17 protein-coding genes are annotated in these 16,909 nt (G+C 49.8%); 9 read left to right on the plus strand and 8 right to left on the minus strand.

Going from position 1 to position 16,909, the window contains the following annotated elements; genetic code table 11:
• Positions 1-33: 33 nt before the first annotated feature.
• The 3 genes from zwf to pgl all read left to right on the plus strand — a co-directional run bounded on the left by zwf (position 34) and on the right by pgl (position 2,871).
• Positions 34-1,548 carry a glucose-6-phosphate dehydrogenase gene (gene zwf, locus IC229_RS13275; protein WP_190887464.1) on the plus strand — a complete coding sequence of 505 codons (1,515 nt, stop codon included), beginning with the start codon at positions 34-36 and terminating at the stop codon, positions 1,546-1,548.
• Positions 1,549-1,740: 192 nt separating this feature from the next.
• On the plus strand, positions 1,741-2,085 hold the full coding sequence (locus tag IC229_RS13280; protein ID WP_190887465.1) for a cupin domain-containing protein: 345 nt from the start codon (positions 1,741-1,743) through the stop codon (positions 2,083-2,085).
• 42 nt (positions 2,086-2,127) lie between these two features.
• Positions 2,128-2,871, plus strand: coding sequence for a 6-phosphogluconolactonase (gene pgl, locus IC229_RS13285; RefSeq protein ID WP_190887466.1), 744 nt, complete (start codon positions 2,128-2,130; stop codon positions 2,869-2,871).
• 79 nt (positions 2,872-2,950) lie between these two features.
• Here pgl and IC229_RS13290 read toward each other — a convergent pair whose 3' ends face one another.
• From IC229_RS13290 to IC229_RS13300, 3 genes are all read right to left on the minus strand, one after another.
• Positions 2,951-3,154 carry a hypothetical protein gene (locus tag IC229_RS13290; RefSeq protein WP_190887467.1) on the minus strand — a complete coding sequence of 68 codons (204 nt, stop codon included), beginning with the start codon at positions 3,152-3,154 and terminating at the stop codon, positions 2,951-2,953.
• A 249-nt stretch (positions 3,155-3,403) separates the two neighbouring features.
• Positions 3,404-3,811, minus strand: coding sequence for a DUF4332 domain-containing protein (locus IC229_RS13295; RefSeq protein WP_190887468.1), 408 nt, complete (start codon positions 3,809-3,811; stop codon positions 3,404-3,406).
• 63 nt (positions 3,812-3,874) lie between these two features.
• Positions 3,875-4,051: a hypothetical protein gene (locus tag IC229_RS13300; RefSeq protein WP_190887469.1), complete on the minus strand. Its 177-nt coding sequence runs from the start codon at positions 4,049-4,051 to the stop codon at positions 3,875-3,877.
• Positions 4,052-4,231: 180 nt separating this feature from the next.
• Between IC229_RS13300 and IC229_RS13305 the strand changes: the two genes are divergently transcribed.
• Positions 4,232-5,278 (plus strand): S1C family serine protease, encoded by a 1,047-nt coding sequence (locus tag IC229_RS13305; protein WP_190887470.1) that lies wholly within the window; start codon positions 4,232-4,234, stop codon positions 5,276-5,278.
• A 52-nt stretch (positions 5,279-5,330) separates the two neighbouring features.
• Here IC229_RS13305 and IC229_RS13310 read toward each other — a convergent pair whose 3' ends face one another.
• The gene (locus IC229_RS13310; RefSeq protein WP_190887471.1) at positions 5,331-6,275 is read right to left on the minus strand and encodes a DUF2279 domain-containing protein; all 945 of its coding nucleotides are present in this window, start codon (positions 6,273-6,275) and stop codon (positions 5,331-5,333) included.
• Between the two features lie 153 nt (positions 6,276-6,428).
• On the opposite strand from IC229_RS13310, the gene IC229_RS13315 reads away from it, so the two are divergent.
• Positions 6,429-8,153: a DUF6909 family protein gene (locus tag IC229_RS13315; protein ID WP_190887472.1), complete on the plus strand. Its 1,725-nt coding sequence runs from the start codon at positions 6,429-6,431 to the stop codon at positions 8,151-8,153.
• 242 nt (positions 8,154-8,395) lie between these two features.
• A complete protein-coding gene (locus IC229_RS13320) occupies positions 8,396-9,928 on the plus strand; it encodes a malate:quinone oxidoreductase (RefSeq protein ID WP_190887473.1) in 1,533 nt (510 codons plus the stop codon).
• A 161-nt stretch (positions 9,929-10,089) separates the two neighbouring features.
• On the opposite strand, the gene IC229_RS13325 is transcribed toward IC229_RS13320, so the two are convergent.
• Positions 10,090-10,839, minus strand: coding sequence for a LytR/AlgR family response regulator transcription factor (locus IC229_RS13325; protein ID WP_190887474.1), 750 nt, complete (start codon positions 10,837-10,839; stop codon positions 10,090-10,092).
• A gap of 159 nt (positions 10,840-10,998) precedes the next feature.
• On the opposite strand from IC229_RS13325, the gene IC229_RS13330 reads away from it, so the two are divergent.
• The 3 genes from IC229_RS13330 (at position 10,999) to IC229_RS13340 (ending at position 14,819) form a co-directional block, all read left to right on the plus strand.
• The gene (locus tag IC229_RS13330; protein ID WP_190887475.1) at positions 10,999-11,667 is read left to right on the plus strand and encodes a hypothetical protein; all 669 of its coding nucleotides are present in this window, start codon (positions 10,999-11,001) and stop codon (positions 11,665-11,667) included.
• Positions 11,668-11,776: 109 nt separating this feature from the next.
• Positions 11,777-13,471 carry a gamma-glutamyltransferase gene (ggt, locus tag IC229_RS13335; RefSeq protein ID WP_190887476.1) on the plus strand — a complete coding sequence of 565 codons (1,695 nt, stop codon included), beginning with the start codon at positions 11,777-11,779 and terminating at the stop codon, positions 13,469-13,471.
• A 94-nt stretch (positions 13,472-13,565) separates the two neighbouring features.
• Positions 13,566-14,819: a DUF819 family protein gene (locus IC229_RS13340; RefSeq protein WP_190887477.1), complete on the plus strand. Its 1,254-nt coding sequence runs from the start codon at positions 13,566-13,568 to the stop codon at positions 14,817-14,819.
• 7 nt (positions 14,820-14,826) lie between these two features.
• Here IC229_RS13340 and IC229_RS13345 read toward each other — a convergent pair whose 3' ends face one another.
• The 3 genes from IC229_RS13345 to IC229_RS13355 all read right to left on the minus strand — a co-directional run bounded on the left by IC229_RS13345 (position 14,827) and on the right by IC229_RS13355 (position 16,847).
• A complete protein-coding gene (locus tag IC229_RS13345; protein WP_190887478.1) occupies positions 14,827-15,636 on the minus strand; it encodes an alpha/beta fold hydrolase in 810 nt (269 codons plus the stop codon).
• 70 nt (positions 15,637-15,706) lie between these two features.
• Positions 15,707-16,207: an anthrone oxygenase family protein gene (locus IC229_RS13350; RefSeq protein ID WP_190887479.1), complete on the minus strand. Its 501-nt coding sequence runs from the start codon at positions 16,205-16,207 to the stop codon at positions 15,707-15,709.
• 13 nt (positions 16,208-16,220) lie between these two features.
• The gene (locus IC229_RS13355) at positions 16,221-16,847 is read right to left on the minus strand and encodes an NAD(P)-dependent oxidoreductase (protein ID WP_190887480.1); all 627 of its coding nucleotides are present in this window, start codon (positions 16,845-16,847) and stop codon (positions 16,221-16,223) included.
• Positions 16,848-16,909: the final 62 nt, after the last annotated feature.

Here is a 16,909-nt window from a genome sequence, read left to right on the forward strand (position 1 = left end):
GGCGGTAATTTGCGCCCCTCAATACGTCAACTCATGATTCCAGCTACTAATCAGCGTCCATCAGCCACTATACTGTTTATTTTCGGTGGCAGTGGCGATCTGAATCTTCGCAAACTTACCCCTGCGCTATACAATTTATTCATCGACAATTACCTGCCCGAGCGGTTTTCAGTGGTCGGATTGGGACGTAGTGATTATTCCGACGAGTCGTTTCGGGAGCGCTTATTCGAAGGCATTGAGTCGTTTTCCCGGCGAAAAAATGGCCCGACAAATACTTGGAAGTCGTTTTCGCCCATGATTACGTACCTGCAGATGGACGCCAGCGATGCGGGCGCTTATGCAAAACTTTCCGATTTTGTCGCTAAAAAGCACAAAGAATGGGGTGAGCAGCCTGAGGTTATTTTCTACCTTGCCGTTGCTCCTCAGTTAGTTCCGGACATTGCCACCAACCTTGGCAAAATGGAACTGTGTGGCGATAAATCGCACGTGCGGATTGTGGTTGAAAAGCCGTTCGGGCATGACCTGAAAACGGCGCAGGAGTTGAATGCGTTGCTGGGCGGCCTCTTTGCTGAAGAGCAGATTTATCGCATTGACCACTACCTGGGCAAGGAAACGGTGCAGAATATTCTGGCGCTACGTTTCGCCAATTCCCTTTTTGAGCCCATCTGGAACCGCAGCTACGTAGAATATGTCCAAATCACAGCCGCTGAAACTGTGGGGCTTGAAGGGCGGGGCGGTTATTACGAAGGGTCAGGCGCGCTACGTGACATGATCCAGAATCACCTGCTTCAGGTGCTGTGCATGGTAGCGACGGAAGCGCCTATTTCGTTCGAAGCCAATGAAGTACGTAACAAAAAAGTAGACGTATTGAACGCCATTCGCCGGATTAAACCCAGCCAGGTAAAAAATATTGCCGTTCGTGGTCAGTACGGACCTGGCAAAACCAAAGGAAAAGAAGTTGGTGGGGACGATATTCCCGGCTATCGGCAGGAAGAAGGCGTTAAACCCGATTCGGCGACGGAGACATTTGCCGCTATCAAGCTGTATGTCGATAACTGGCGCTGGGAGAACGTACCATTTTACCTCCGAACAGGGAAATCACTGCCGGAAAAAGCAACAGTTATTACCATTCAATTCAAGCCCGCGCCCGATTATGCGTTCCCCGACGAAGCTACGCACAACTGGCAATCGAACCGGCTGACCATCGGCATTCAGCCCGCTATGGACATTCGGTTGCGATTTCAGGCGAAACGGCCGGGGCAAACGCTCGCTATCGACCCCGTTGAAATGGTGTTCAGCTACAAAGATGCGTACGCTGGTCAGGAGCCGGAAGCCTACGAAACCCTCCTTCTCGACGTAATGACGGGTGATGCTACGTTGTTCATGCGGGCAGATCAGGTCGAAGCTGCCTGGAAAGTAGTAACACCAATTCTGGAGGCCTGGGAATCAGAAACACCTGATTTCCCGAACTATACGCCCGGCACCTGGGGACCCGAAGCTGCCGACAAGCTCGTTCAGAAAGACGGGTTTCAGTGGATGATGAAGTAAATTTAGTCGATAGCCATCAGTCAGTAGTCGAATTAAGTGATGATAGTGGCCCTGACAGGCTCCGGCTGTCAGAGTCGCGCCAGCGACCAATAGGATAATTACTACCTAGACGACAGCCAGAGCCTGTCGGAGCCTGCTAACAACTATTGACTGACCGCAACGACGGACCGTGACTAACCAGTATAACTTCCTATGCCTATCCAATTTGAAACTTTGTTTGTCGATGATCCAAGCCTGCCGTGGGAAACGGTAGCGGAAGGGGTGAAACGTAAAATAATGACGTACGATGCTAACCTGATGATGGTAAAAGTTGCCTTCGAAGCAGGTGGCATTGGTACGCCACACAGCCATTATCATACCCAGATGAGCTACGTAGCAAGTGGTGCTTTCGATATTACTATTGGCGACGAAACCCGGACGGTACGTGCTGGTGATGCGTATTACATTCCGCCCAACGTATGGCACGGGGCCGTTTGCCGGGAAGCAGGCATATTAGTTGATTTGTTTACGCCTATGCGGGAGGATTTTGTTCAGTAAACTACTACCAACGTAACGTAAATGTAAAACACAGAACGTATCGTGCAACTCATCGTTACCAAAAATCCGACCGAGCTGGCTAAAACGGCGGCCAAATTCATTACCAAACGTATCAACGACGTACTGAAAACGCAGGACCGGTTTACAATCGCCCTGTCGGGGGGAAGTACCCCGAAAGCGCTCCACGAATTACTGGCGAAATCGCCGTATGTTGAACAGGTTCCGTGGGCACAGCTACATATCTTCTGGGGTGATGAACGCTACGTTCCCATCGATGACTCACAGAATAACGCGGGTATGGCGTATGATACGTTGCTGGGACACGTGTACACGCCCGAAGAGCAGATCCACGTCTGGCGAACGGACCTCTCCCCAGATGAAGCCGCTGCTGATTACGACCGGATTTTACATGATTACTTTGGCGAAACGGGTGCCGGCGTGGATTCGCCTACGTTCGATTTAATCCTGCTGGGTATGGGCGACGACGGCCACACGCTTTCGTTATTCCCCGGCACCGACGTCGTACACGAAACAACAGCCTGGACAAAAGCTTACTTTCTAACGAAACAGGACATGTATCGCCTGACGCTTACGGCTCCTGTCGCAAATCGGGCCAGGTGTGTCCTGTTTTTAGTGGCGGGACCGCAGAAAGCGGCCCCGTTAAAAGAAGTTCTCGAAGGTGAATCCAATCCTGATCTATATCCTTCGCAGGTCATCAAGCCTGTTGATGGAGAATTGGTGTGGATGGTCGATGAAAAAGCGGCCAGCGATTTAACAAAGCGATAGCGCTACGTTCCCTACCAGTCAGTAACGCGAAAGACCCGCCAATTGACGGGTCTTTCGCGTTACTACGCATGAAAGGTGATTATTTAATCGAATCTTTCTTAGTGGTATCAGTCGACATGGTTGCGGTTGAATCTCCAGCCGTAGACGTAGAATCCGTAGTCGTGGTCGCCGTCGCCGTCGAATCCGTTACCGTAGTAGAGGTTTCGGTACTTTCGGTTTTGGTGCTGGAGCAGGCAGTTGCCAATGCCATCATTGCGAGCATAAAGAAGGCTGATTTCGCCATGGTTGTCAGTAAATTTTAGTTAGATGAATATTTTTAGAGCCACTTATTAATTCTATTAACTCAAAAAAGTAACCCATGTTCGTATATACTTTTTAGTTTTTTTAACTTTCTCAACTGGAACGCAGCACATTAGCCGTTATAACGGTCAGGCGTGGTCAGTTGTAGTCAGGTTCTGTGATACGTTCCCTGACTACAACTGACCACGCCTGGCCATTAATACGACATAAAAAAAGGGGTTAACGCCCCTTTTCAATATTCCAACATTCGTGGTAAGCCTTTCGCTTGTTCGATGAAGTCGCCGATCTGTTCGACGGAGGGGGGGCGTTGGGTAAACTGACGGACGCTGTTTATTTCGATCAATTTAGCGTGTAGGTTGGCGGCCACCCGCTGCGCCAGTTCCTTCACCGTGTCAACCCCCGCTTCTTCCATTAAATCACTATAAACCCGCCCAATACCTTTAATTCGCGCCAGGTCGGCCCGGTTGGCTAATTCCAGAATCACTTTCCCATCGATACCACTCATGTTGGACAGCGATTTACGATCAGATGGCGTTTTGGTGGCTTCGAGCAGCATATCTGCATCGCTGATTCCCTGGGCTTTCAGCGCATTCAGCACCGAATCAGACATACCCCGTAGTTCTCCTAATGTTAGAGCCATTTGAGAAAAAACTTTTGATTAAAAAGTGAGGTCGGCCTGACCTTCAGACCGAATGATACATTTTCAACGGACAAGATACTTTCTTCGGGTATCATTCAAAAGAAATTTCTTCTGAACGGTGAAGCTTTCGGGGTGCATCTGCTCAAATTCACGCTGCCATTCGACGTAACGGTCGGGCTCTTCCTGCCGAAATCGCTCGGCATCAATTTTCTTCTGTATTAAATATGCCTCAAAGCTCATACAATCTTTTCTGCCATTTTAACCGAAATAATTCACTTCATTACGGCCAAAGACGTAGCGCAAAAGTAAGGAAAGGGCTTAAAAATGACAAAATGACGTAAATGCGCGCACTTTTTGTGCTACGTTTTAGCTGGAACGAATCGTGTTGACGTAACTCAACCATTTAACTAGTTCGTTACCATGTATACGCAATTCATCACATTTTCGGATGGGCCATCGCATGCGGGCGGTTTTCTTCAGCCCGATGCTACGTTGCTGGATGCCTACTCGAACACAGTTGTTAACGTAGCGAAGAAGGTAAGTCCCTCTGTTGTTCAGATTAAAGTGAGCGGGCGATCCACCGACACTACGCAGCAAAACCCTCCGAATCAGCCCCGTAGGTCGCCAGGCCGTGGCGAATCGGACGGCGGAACAGGCTCTGGATTCATCATCTCTACCGACGGGTATATTATTACGAACAATCACGTAGTGGCCGGGGCTACGCACATCAGCGTCAGCCTGCCCGACTCGCGCGAAGTAGATGCTATGTTGATTGGGCGAGATCCGGCTACCGATATTGCCGTCCTGAAAATTTACGCCGACGGCCTGAAAGCCATTCGGTTCGCTAATTCTGGAGACTTACAGGTTGGTCAGATCGCCATTGCAATTGGGAACCCGTACGGATTTCAGTATTCACTAACGGCAGGGGTCGTTAGTGCGCTGGGTCGAACGCTACGTTCGGAATCGGGTCGACTTATCGATGATGTGATTCAAACCGATGCGGCCTTAAATCCGGGCAATTCCGGCGGTCCGCTGGTCAACTCACAGGGCGACGTCATTGGCGTTAATACGGCCGTAATTTTACCCGCTCAGGGCATTTGTTTTGCGGTATCCTCAAATCTGGCTGCGCTGGTTGCGGGTAAACTCATCATGCACGGTAAAGTTAGAAGGGGGTACCTCGGTATTGCTGGTCAGTTAATTAACCTGACGGAACGTATCAAACAATACAATCAACTCAGTACCCGAACCGGAGTTATGGTCGCCAGTGTAGAACCCGACGGTGTTGCAGGCAACAGCGAACTTCGACAAGGCGACATCATTGTTGGTTTCAACGGGCACCCCATCGCGACTGTCGATGATCTGCACCGACTCCTCACCGACGATACCATTGGCCGTCCGGCGCAACTCACCATTCTCCGCGAAAATCGGCAGAAAGGAGTTATGGTTACGCCGGGGGAAATACGATAAAGAGTGAATGAGTGAAAGAGCGTCTGCCGGATGGCTTCGCTCTTTCACTCATTCACTCTTTAGGAAGAATCAGCGGATGAAAACGTAGTCCGTTTACGGAATTCAGTTCCAGAGAAGGGGCTGGTAGTTTGAAAAACTGCACTGTACCGATGAAACGCTGCAAGGATGGTGAGAACGTACCAATACGTGATAAATCAGCGTCGGGTGAGATGAAAAACTGGCGATACCGTCTGAATGTCACATCGTTTCCGGATGCATCCAACACACGAGGATTTTCGTGCCCGCCAATCATGCCGCTGCCACTGTACCCTACGTCCAGATTCAGCCAGCGCGGAAACGACGGGCCAACCGGTAGCACCGATGCCAGGTTGACCGACAGCCAGTATTGTTGACCGTTATAATCTTTCAGCATTTGCTGGCCTGTTGTTTTTCCCAGCAAATTCGGGCGGTATGGCGGAAAAATCGTTTTACGGAAGCCATATTTCAGGTTCACCACCTGCTGACCAGCGCCGTACTGTTGTCCCATGAACAATGCCGTTCCCGCTACATTGGCCACCATATCACCCTTCGAAAATCCCCAACCTTCCGCGTGGCCGTCGTACACTTCGAGCGTGGTCTGAAACAGCAGGGCCAGCAGTCCGCCTGTCAGGATGCTCGCTCGCTCGTTTACGCCACTCCAGCGCATTAGTTCATACCCTCCGCGACTCATGCAGTAGGCCGTAGCGGCATGTCCAACCTTGTCCATCTGGAGCCACTCGCCGTTATCGTTGAAGCTGTGAAACGGCACTTTTTTCTTATACCACTGCTTCTTGAGCAGCAGCAACGTAACAATATAAAAAGCCGCTGTGCCAGCCACAACCCCAATGAAACGCCCCTCCCGAATACCAGTCGGTTCGGGCGGGCCAGTCGATATCGGCAACGGCTGAGCCCGAATCCCCTGACCGAGTAACAGGCAACAAAAAATCATCAGTACAACGCGCCGAATCAGGTATTTCATCCGCCAAAAGTACCCAGAAAAACTGTTTCAAGTTTCACAAACCACATTGGCGGCTTACAAACTTAACACTACCATTTGCGCAACACCCCTTGCCCCTTGCCCCTTGCCCCATGCCCCCTGCTCCTTACCTTTGCGCCAACTTACCACTTACCTATGCATCTCGATCCATCTCCTCCCCTTACCCGCGCTCAGGAGTCGCGCGTGGCCATTGAGCGACTATATATTACCATGCGACATCTGTTCAATCGGGGATTTTATAAACCCTCAGGCGTGTCGGGCGAAGAAATTCGCCGGGCTTTGCTGACGCTGCAACCTGAAATTTACGGTCTCGTCGGTGACCCGCAACGCGTTGAGTTAGATGGACTTGTCTACGTAATGGACCGATTGCCCAAAGGAATTGAAGCGTGTCGGGTTATTACGTTAGCGTCGCGCGAAGGGTTCGAGCACTCTCATTTTCCAGTGCTGGTGCCCGCCAAACGACGGCGAAATTGCTATCGAATTGACGCCGAACAAATGGTGATCGAGGTAACGAATGGACGTAGCGAAATCTATGACATTCTGACGCACCTGACATTTATGTTCATGGAAGCCGATAAAATCCGACGTAACGCGTTTCAGGAACGGGGCAGCCGCACCCGCGAATGGGAAAAACTGGAAGCTATCGTGCAATCGGGCGGCACCGTCAACGATGATGATCGCGAATTAGCGCTCATGTACCTCAGTTCTATACTGGGACGCACGTTCGAAGAAACGCAGCAGGCGTATCACCGATTTGAAGAAACGGCAGGAACCAATAGTGGTTTATTTCAAATTGTGTATAGCCTCGGCAACGTATCGATTCAGGAGCTTCGTGAGCAAAAATCGGATCGTGAAATCAATTTCACCCCAATGCTTCGCGAACGTATCGGCCAGCACCTCTACGGCGAACGTTGGGCCACGCGCCTGAAGCAATACATCCGGGAGCATAATCTACAGAAACGCCCGATACATATTATCAGCGCCAATCCACACAGCGTCATGAATTGCCTCTACGCTCCGGCTGCGCTGGCCGACGCTACGAGTTGGGATAGCCTGTATGATCTGGCCTTGAAATTAAGTCAACCCGGTGGTCGCGACCTTCGCAAACAGGTCATCGACTATGCAAATGAGCATGGTATGCACGTACTGGAAGACATCGCCGGTACGAGTTTGCTGGTACAGCTCATCGACACGGCCAAGCTGGACGCTACGTTGCTCTCGCCGGAAATCAAGCATGATCCGGACGTAGTACAGACGACCAAACCTTTGCTGCTGGTTATGGATTATGCCTTTGGCGAGCAGGCATTTGAAACGATGGACGAACTGCTTAAACCCTACGAAACGGCGACGGAATCCTATTCGCTGAACGTAGCGTCCATCTCCATTGTCGGAAAAGCGGGGATTCTGACCGGCGGGAAAGGCGATCTTATGATTCCGACCGCGCATATTTTTGAGGGCACGGCTGATAATTATCCGCTGGACAATGATTTCAGTAAGGAAGATTTTGACGGAAATGGTCTGGGGGTCTATGAAGGGGCTATGATAACGGTACTGGGCACCTCGCTTCAAAATAAAGACGTATTGAGTTATTTCCGTAGCTCTTCCTGGAATGCCATTGGCCTGGAGATGGAAGGCGCTCATTATCAGAAAGCGATACAGGCACAATCGAAAATTCGGGGCAGCGTATCGGCCGAACTGAAAGTACGGTATGCTTATTACGCATCTGATAATCCACTCCTGACCGGTGCTACGTTGGCGTCGGGAAGTTTGGGTGCGCTTGGCGTTAAACCAACGTATCTGATTACGGTGAAATGCCTGGAAAAAATACTTGGCCAACGAAAGAAGTCAAATAAGCAGTAATGTAGCCGTCAATACGGTGATTTTTTTAACCGCAACGGCGGCCCGGCGCAGCGATTACGTACCTATCGCAAAAGTTCGCTACGTTCTTCACTACGGCTCTTTGCATATACCTTTTCAATCTCTGCGCCGGGCCGCCGTTGCGGTTAAAAAGTAACACTACGTTCGTCACCTTCCAGATACCGTTCCGGAACAATCGACTATTTTTGCAGCTTTAACCGAATACATACCTGTTGCAGTAAATCATGGCAAAACATAAAAAGCCAACCCAGAAAGGTCCCGACGTTATATTGATCGGGGCGGGGATTATGAGTGCTACGTTGGGCGTGTTGCTGAAAGAACTGCAACCCGACCTGACCATCGATATTTATGAACGACTGGACAGTGCCGCTGCCGAAAGTTCGGATGCCTGGAATAACGCCGGTACCGGTCACTCCGCTTTCTGCGAATTGAACTATACGCCTGAGAAAGAAGATGGTAGCATTGACGTATCGAAAGCCATTAAAATTGCTGAGTCGTTCGAGCAATCGAAGCAATTCTGGGCGTATCTGATTGAGAAAGACTTTCTGCATGATGCGCCTAACTTCATCCGATCGATTCCGCACATGAGTTTTGTTTGGGGTGAGGAGAACGTGAATTACCTTCAGAAACGTTTTGATACGCTCCAGCAGAATTACCTTTTTCATGGGATGCAATATTCGGAAGATCCGGCACAACTGGCCGAGTGGATGCCGCTCGTGATGGAACACCGTGACCCAAAACAGCCCGTAGCTGCCACTCGCATGGACATTGGCACCGATGTAAACTTCGGTGCCCTGACGCGGGCCATGTTTCGTCGACTGAGTGATATGCCCGGTGTTCGCTTATATTTTGCCCACGAAGTCCGCGATTTGTGGCGCTCGAAATCCCTGGGCGGCTGGAAGTTGCGGCTGGAGAACGTAACGACGCATCAGGAAAAGGAAGTTCAGACCAATTTTCTGTTTATTGGTGCGGGCGGTGGTTCATTACGTTTACTCGAAAAATCCGACATTCCCGAAAGCCGGGGTTTTGGAGGGTTTCCGGTGAGTGGTCAGTGGCTCAAATGCGTGAACCGCGATATTATTGAACAGCACCACGCGAAGGTTTATGGTAAAGCGTCGGTTGGCGCTCCGCCTATGTCGGTACCGCACCTCGATACGCGCATGATTGAAGGTAAACAGGAACTTCTTTTTGGGCCGTACGCTGGCTTTTCGACAAAATTTCTCAAAAGCGGTTCCTACCTCGACTTGCCGAAATCGATTCAGTTGAGTAACATGGCGCCAATGTTGATGGCCGGTCTGCATAACATTCCGCTGACCCGTTACCTCATTCAGCAGGTCATGCAATCGCCCGAAGACCGGCTCGCTGCCCTCCGGGAATATTACCCGGATGCCAAAATGGAAGACTGGGAACTTGAAATTGCCGGACAGCGCGTGCAGGTTATCAAAAAAGATGAAGATGAAGGGGGCGTGCTGGAATTTGGCACCGAAGTGGTCAGTGCCGCCGATGGAAGTATTGCCGCCCTATTGGGAGCTTCGCCGGGAGCATCGACAGCCGTTTCCATTATGCTCGATCTGCTAAAACGGTGTTTTCCAGAGCAATCGAAAACTGAAGCCTGGCAGCAGAAACTGAAAGAGATGATTCCATCGTACGGTCAGGTATTGGCGGAAAATCCAGAACTGGGGCAAGAACTTCGGAAACATACGAGCGATGTACTAGGGCTTGGTACATTTGAATATACACCCAACGAATCGCGCTAATTTTGGTGCTTTGAAGCTAGTTGACCTTTAGAGAATACCGTCTTTTTGTCCCGCTGAGGCACGTAGCATTTTAACGTATCATCCATCGCAAGTTAGGAAGCGGGAAGGTGCTACGTGCCTCAGTGAGACAAAACTGTTACTCAGCAAAAGCTGAAATAGCCTTACTCCCCAGTCAGTTGCTCGGCAACGTAACGCTTGTAAACTTTACCGATTTTCAATTCTTTTACGCCAATCCAGACCGCGTCAGGTTCACGTTTATCGACCCACTTAACATTGACAATATACGACCGGCTTATTCGAATAAACTGACGTTTCGGCAATCGATCTTCCGCTTCTTTCATGGTCAGCCGTGTTACGTATGTTCTCGCCTTTGTAATGATTTTCAGGTAGTTTTCAAGACTTTCTATGTATTGAATAGCTTCATACGGTATGTTTTCGCGTACCCCATCTACCATACAAAAAAAATAGCCTTCTACTGAAATTACGGGCTTTGCTGGTGGAACGATTTCCACTGACACCGATCGAGTGCTGATGTATCGATAGAGACTATACACGCCTAAACCAGTAACGGTATACACCCAGAAATTGACCAGATAAGGCAGTGAACGGGTGATATTAAACTCAGTGTGCAGCACAAAATTCATGTTAAACGACCCGAGTGCCATCAGCAACAATAGCCAGCCAAAATACTGAGCTTTTTTGCTACGCAGAAACAATCGCTCGAATAAAATCCGGTTGTGAAAAACGATCCAGCCGTACAACAGCAGCAGGTAGAAATAAGGCGAAACTTTCCCCAAACCTGTCCGGTGGTCGATGGCGTACCAGTCGGACAGGTAATGAACAGCCAGCAGAGCGCCCAGCCCCAATAGATTACGAACGAGAAAATTATCAAGAAGTCGGGGACGTAGCATAAAGCAATTTACGGCCTGAAATCCATTCGTCCATCACTTCCGTGACAAACGGTTTTCGTCACAGATGAAGGCAGCTGGTCACAATTGGCTTTTACGGTCGATTTTCTCCAGTCAATTTTGAGCTGTCTTCGACCGTACAAAACACGAAGACGTTTTTTAATGCAAACGCTTCATACGCTCAATATTTTTACGCATATCCTGTTCGGTACCCTTGCCTTAGTCATCGGGTTGATTGCTATTTTTTTTCAGAATAACGTCAGGCGACATATTCGCTTCGGTCGCTATTTTCTGTACTGCTTACGTATCGTCGTCGGAACCGCTTTTATTGGCATTATTTTCTTTCGTTCCAACCCGTTTTTATTAATGCTAACACTGTTAGGCGGATACGTTGGCTATTCGGGCTACCGCGCTATTCGGCTGAAGGAACGCAAAAGTCCATTTACAGATGTGCTGATTACGATTGGTGTATTAGTGGCAGGGGGGCTTTATCTACGTTCCATGCAACTCGCTGGTGGCAACTGGTCGCCGACGGTCGTTTATTCGACTTTATCGGCTCTGGCTCTGGTATGCGGTTATGATCTATTGAAGTATTTCTGGCTCCACAAACAACTGAAAACATGGTGGTTATACGAACACATTTACAAAATGCTGTCCGCCTACAGCGCCATTTTTTCGGCATTTGCCGGAACGGTATTACCTCATTACAAACCATATAGTCAGGTTCTACCTTCCATACTCTGCATCTGGGCTATCATTTATTTCATCTGGAAACGAGCACGTACCCGCCGACGGCAGTACAGTCAGGTTGCTCTTCCCCAGGAATTATAATGAAAAATCCTGCTCTGTTCAGGCCAAAAAAAATTGCTACATTTTGTTATCTTGTGCCACAGTTTAACTGACTGTGGCACAATTGTTTTCCGTAGCTTCGTAGAACCCCATGAAACAATTCTTCCTCTTCTGCTTTCTATTCAGCGTACTTTCTCCGGCTTTCTCTCAGGATCGTCTAGTGGGCAAAGCCTTTGCGACACGTACCGTCGTAATGGCGCAGCATGGCATGGCCTGTACGTCACATCCCCTATCGACACAGGCCGCTATCGACATACTACGTTCGGGGGGTAATGCCATTGACGCAGCCATTGCCGCCAACGCGATGGAAGGATTGGTTGAGCCACACGTAAACGGTATCGGGGGCGATTTATTCGCCATTGTATGGGACGCCAAAACCAAAAAATTGTATGGGCTGAATGCTTCAGGAAGGTCGCCCTATTCACTGACACTTGACGAATTTAAAAAGCGCGGTTTAACGCATATTCCGTCTGACGGACCGTTGCCCGTATCGACGCCGGGTTGCGTGGATGGCTGGTTTGAACTGCACAAACGGTTTGGCAAAACACCGATGCCCAAAATTCTGTCGCACGCCATCCACTACGCTCGCGAAGGCTATCCCGTCCACGATGAAGCGTCGCTTTCGTGGGCGTCAATGGTGAGTCGTTTCGGCAAATACCCGAACGTGAAGGAAACCTACGCACCCAACGGAGCCGCGCCGAAACGGGGCGAAATCTTCAAAAATCCGAATCTGGCCAATACGTTGGAAAAGATAGCCAAAGGCGGTCGCGATGCCTTTTATAAAGGGGAAATCGCACAAACCATTGATGCCTTCATGAAGCGAGTTGGCGGCTTTTTGAGTGCCAAAGACTTAGCCGATCATACCTCCGAATGGGTCGAACCCGTTTCGACAAACTACCGAGGTTACGATGTGTGGGAATTGCCCCCCAACAGTCAGGGAATCTGTACGTTGCAAATGCTGAATATTCTGGAGGGATACGATTTTTCAAAAATTCCCTGGGGTAGTCCTGAACACGTTCATTTGTTTGTCGAAGCGAAAAAACTGGCCTTTGAAGACCGCGCTAAATATTATGCCGATCCAGCTTTCGCCCAGATTCCGGTTAAAGAACTCATCAGTAAGGAGTATGCCGCGGAACGACGTAAACTCATTGATCCCCAACGGGCTGCCAGCCGGGTTGATGCAGGAAATCCGGCGTTGCGTCAGGGAGATACGATCTACCTGACCGTGGCCGATGAAGAAGGCAATATGGTATCGCTGATTCAAAGCAATTATCGGGGATTCGGCTCAGGGATGGTGCCTGATGGACTGGGATTTCAGTTTCAGGACCGGGGTGAATTATACAGTCTATATGAAGGTCAAAACAATACGTATGCGCCCCACAAACGCCCGTTTCAGACCATCATTCCGGCCTTCGTCACCAAAGATGGGCAGCCATTTATGAGTTTTGGGGTGATGGGAGGCAGTTTTCAGCCGCTGGGTCATACCGAAATTCTGATGAACATGATCGATTATGGCATGAATCCGCAGGAAGCCGGTGACGCACCAAGGATTGATCACCTGGGATCATCAGAACCAACCGGCGAAAAAATGATCGATTCCGGGCAGATTACGCTGGAATCGGGCTACCCCTACGAAACCATCCGCGACCTGATGCGTAAAGGACATAAAATTGGGTATGGACTCGGCGGTTATGGCGGCTATCAGGCTATTATGTACGACGCTAAAAACAAAGTCTATCACGGCGCAACCGAATCGCGGAAAGATGGGCAGGCGGCAGGGTTTTAATACGCATAGACCAAAGCAGGGGGCATAGGGTAAGGATTCTGCGGTAGAAACTTGACGCACTGCTCTTACCCCTATGCCTCCTGCCCTTTCCCCTATGCATTACCCCCTGATTACCAACGATGCCATTATTCTGGGCATTTTCCTTGTCCTGCTAACCTTTATTTTCCAAACCTCGCAATCCAGTCATCCGTTCTGGCAGCGGGCTTATTCCTACGTTCCATCCCTCCTGCTTTGCTACGTTGTTCCGGCCAGCCTGAATAGTCTGAATGTTATTTCGGGCGACGAATCAGGCTTGTATAAAATAGCGACGAACTACCTGCTGCCAGCCGCGTTGGTATTGCTGACATCCACCGCCGATTTACGGGCCATTCTACGATTGGGCAAGAAAGCACTCGTTACGTTTCTGGCGGGAACGCTGGGCATTATCATCGGAGCCCCCATCGCTTTCTGGCTGGTGATGTGGCTCATACCCGGCTTCCGCGAACAGGCCATTACCCAGGAATACTGGAAAGGACTGGTCACTATTTCGGGAAGTTGGATCGGTGGTAGCAGCAGCCAGCTAGCCCTGAAAGAAATCTACGGTTGCAGCGAAGAACTGTTTGCCATCATTCTGGTTGTCGATGCCGTCGTATCAACCAGTTGGACCGCCTGTCTGATTTATGGCGCGGCTTACCGGGGGAAAATCGATAGTTGGCTCAAGGCCGATACGCGTTCAATTGAAGAAGTTAAAGAACGTATTCTGGCGTACAAAGAAGAACCGGACCGTCCAGCTAATCTGCTGGATATAAGCACCATACTAGCCTTAGGATTCGGTGGAGCAGCAATTGCCCACGCCCTCGCGTACGTACTGTCGACTAACTTACAGCCCTACAAAGCATCGCTTGCTACGTATGGCTTGGATCCGTTTACGTCAAATTTCTTATGGGTCGTTATCCTGTCCACTACGTTAGGTATCATCCTGTCGTTCACCCGTTTGCGTAAGCTCGAAAAGCTCGGCACCACTGATTTCGCTACGTTATTCGTGTACTTTCTCATTATGACCATTGGCATGCGGCTCAACCTGTCGAATCTGGGCGGCAATCTGGGGTTATTTCTGGTAGCCGTTATCTGGATGCTCATTCACATCGTTGTGATGCTCGCCACGGCCTGGATCATCCGCGCCCCTTACTTTTTTGTCGCCGTTGGTAGTCAGGCTAACATTGGTGGCGTGTCGACGGCTCCGGCAGTGGCGTCTATTTTTCATCCGGCCCTAGCGCCGGTTGGCGTACTATTAGCCGTACTGAGTCACGTATTAGGAACATACGGAGGATTGATAACCGCCTGGCTTATGCAGTTGGTAACGTACTGACTCCTTTTTAAACTGACCTCTCCTGCTGAATTACCGCTATCGTCTCCTTCAGCTGTTTATTGAATTCTTTCGGGTTCTCAATCATTGGAAAATGGCTCGTACCGGCCATGTGGTGGAGTTCATAACCATTGGTAGCAAGTTCCTGCAAGGGTTTCTCATTAGTGGGCATGTAGTCCACGTTGATGAGGTGTATTTTGCAGGATAGTTTCGGCAACCGATTACGCTCAATCAGGTAGGCATCGGTAAACACTTCTTCAAGCATTTCGACCGCCATTGGCTGATACGCCTGTCGATAATCATTGACAACCCGATTCGCTACGTCAACAGGAGTTTGTGGTGTTAGCAGCACCATCCGGGCGTAATCCTCGTTGGTTTTACCGAAATCTGTTTGCAGGTTTTTGATAATCTCTTCGCTTTGTTGTTGATATTGTTCTGGCAGAGGCTGTCCGGCATTTTTGAAATTATCGATGATGATAAACCCAATGATTGGATCGGGATACGTAGTGGCTGCAACCAGATTGACGTCACTGCCCAGTGAATGACCAATCAGAATCACCTGCTCCAGTTTCAGGCTTTTGATGAGTGCCGCTACGTCCTCGCCCATTCCAGTCGTCGACCAGTGCTCCCTGTCCCTCCCCGACTTACCATGACCGGGCAGGTCAATCGCAATAACCTGAAACCGATCCTGAAAATGAGCAACTTGGGCGTTCCAATACGTCAGGTCGATATTGGAGCCATGTACAAATAACAACGTAGGCTGGCCTGTGCCTGACCGAACGTAGTGGATTGCTGTTTCGTCGTGAATGTGCTCCGTCATGATCACTGTTCGTTTTACAGTAAAGAACTCTTCGTTTATGAATAACGCTACGTATCGCTGGCTGTTTGGATTATTCTTCTTTTGCGGCTAAACAGGCCCCCAATACCAGCATCAGCGCAATGACTGACGCTATTGTTCGGATGGAATGCCACCGATTCCAGGGTAACTCGAACGCACTACGTTGTTCGCTTAATTGGGCAACTGAAGCGTTCTCAATGGAGAAGGCATCCAGTGCATTGTTCAGTGGTACGTTACAGAACATAGTTACCCCAAACACGCCAACGACATACACAGACGTAGCAGCCAACAGTAACCAGAAACGTAGTGTTACCGGTTGACCGTATTGATGCCAGGTACTAAGCGGCAACGACGCCGGTGCGCCCAGAAAGCAGATAAAGAAAACGGGATTTAGAATAGCTCGATTAATTGATTGCATAGCGCTCAGGTACGCTACGTCCGGAAGTCGATGAAGCCCCGGATTTACGGAGCAAGAATACGCATAAAAAAGCCCCGCCATGAGTGCGGTGGTTGTAGCGGCACTATAGAGCGCGAATGTCTGAAAATTAGGCATGATGATGCGTCTTTTAGTAGGATAAACCGGGTGTTTTGCGGTGATACGTATCGTCAGTTAGTTGCTTCAGCATAAAATCGGCTACGTCGGCGCGGGAAATTTTGAGCGTCAATCCATCCGCGGAATCCGGGAAACCATGTCGATACTGGCCGGTACGTGGCCCATCGGTAAAAGCTGCCGGACGAACCATAATCCAGTCGAGCGGGCTTTTTTGGACGTAACGCTCCTGCTGTTCGTGGTCGGCGAAGGCTTTGCGCAGTAGCAGACCGAACATGATGTATTTCCAGAAGAAATTCAGATTGCCCTTGCTGTCGCCCGCGCCAAGAGTCGTCTGGCAGATTAGCCGTTTTACCCCTGTAGCTTCCATCGCCTGGAGAATGTTTCTCGTACCTTCTGCCCGTGTGAAGCCTTTCCGTCCGGCTCCCAGCGCACACAGTACTACGTCCTGCCCTCGTACGGCTTTTTCGACCGACGGCAGATTTAGTACGTCTCCCTGACTGATCCGTAAATTTGGATGATTTTGCGATTCAAGTTTCGCGGGGTCCCGCACGAAAGCGGTTACGATGTGTCCCTGTTCGAGGGCTTGTTCCACCAGCAGACGGCCTATGCTGCCTGTTGCGCCAAAAATAAGTAGTTTCATGTGCTTTGTTTTTTGGCAAAACTAGGCGCGTGACTACCGGCAAAATAGAACAAAACCGACAA

Source organism: Spirosoma profusum, assembly GCF_014699005.1.
GTDB lineage: Bacteria > Bacteroidota > Bacteroidia > Cytophagales > Spirosomataceae > Spirosoma > Spirosoma profusum.

Bases quoted from the DNA above. Each gene is read 5' to 3' on its own strand.
- zwf (WP_190887464.1), top strand. From the start codon at position 34: ATGATTCCAGCTACTAATCAGCGTCCATCAGCCACTATACTGTTTATT.
- IC229_RS13280 (WP_190887465.1), top strand. From the start codon at position 1,741: ATGCCTATCCAATTTGAAACTTTGTTTGTCGATGATCCAAGCCTGCCG.
- IC229_RS13290 (WP_190887467.1), bottom strand. From the start codon at position 3,154: ATGGCGAAATCAGCCTTCTTTATGCTCGCAATGATGGCATTGGCAACT.
- IC229_RS13295 (WP_190887468.1), bottom strand. From the start codon at position 3,811: ATGGCTCTAACATTAGGAGAACTACGGGGTATGTCTGATTCGGTGCTG.
- IC229_RS13300 (WP_190887469.1), bottom strand. From the start codon at position 4,051: ATGAGCTTTGAGGCATATTTAATACAGAAGAAAATTGATGCCGAGCGA.
- IC229_RS13305 (WP_190887470.1), top strand. From the start codon at position 4,232: ATGTATACGCAATTCATCACATTTTCGGATGGGCCATCGCATGCGGGC.
- IC229_RS13310 (WP_190887471.1), bottom strand. From the start codon at position 6,275: ATGAAATACCTGATTCGGCGCGTTGTACTGATGATTTTTTGTTGCCTG.
- IC229_RS13315 (WP_190887472.1), top strand. From the start codon at position 6,429: ATGCATCTCGATCCATCTCCTCCCCTTACCCGCGCTCAGGAGTCGCGC.
- IC229_RS13320 (WP_190887473.1), top strand. From the start codon at position 8,396: ATGGCAAAACATAAAAAGCCAACCCAGAAAGGTCCCGACGTTATATTG.
- IC229_RS13325 (WP_190887474.1), bottom strand. From the start codon at position 10,839: ATGCTACGTCCCCGACTTCTTGATAATTTTCTCGTTCGTAATCTATTG.
- IC229_RS13330 (WP_190887475.1), top strand. From the start codon at position 10,999: ATGCAAACGCTTCATACGCTCAATATTTTTACGCATATCCTGTTCGGT.
- ggt (WP_190887476.1), top strand. From the start codon at position 11,777: ATGAAACAATTCTTCCTCTTCTGCTTTCTATTCAGCGTACTTTCTCCG.
- IC229_RS13340 (WP_190887477.1), top strand. From the start codon at position 13,566: ATGCATTACCCCCTGATTACCAACGATGCCATTATTCTGGGCATTTTC.
- IC229_RS13345 (WP_190887478.1), bottom strand. From the start codon at position 15,636: ATGACGGAGCACATTCACGACGAAACAGCAATCCACTACGTTCGGTCA.
- IC229_RS13350 (WP_190887479.1), bottom strand. From the start codon at position 16,207: ATGCCTAATTTTCAGACATTCGCGCTCTATAGTGCCGCTACAACCACC.
- IC229_RS13355 (WP_190887480.1), bottom strand. From the start codon at position 16,847: ATGAAACTACTTATTTTTGGCGCAACAGGCAGCATAGGCCGTCTGCTG.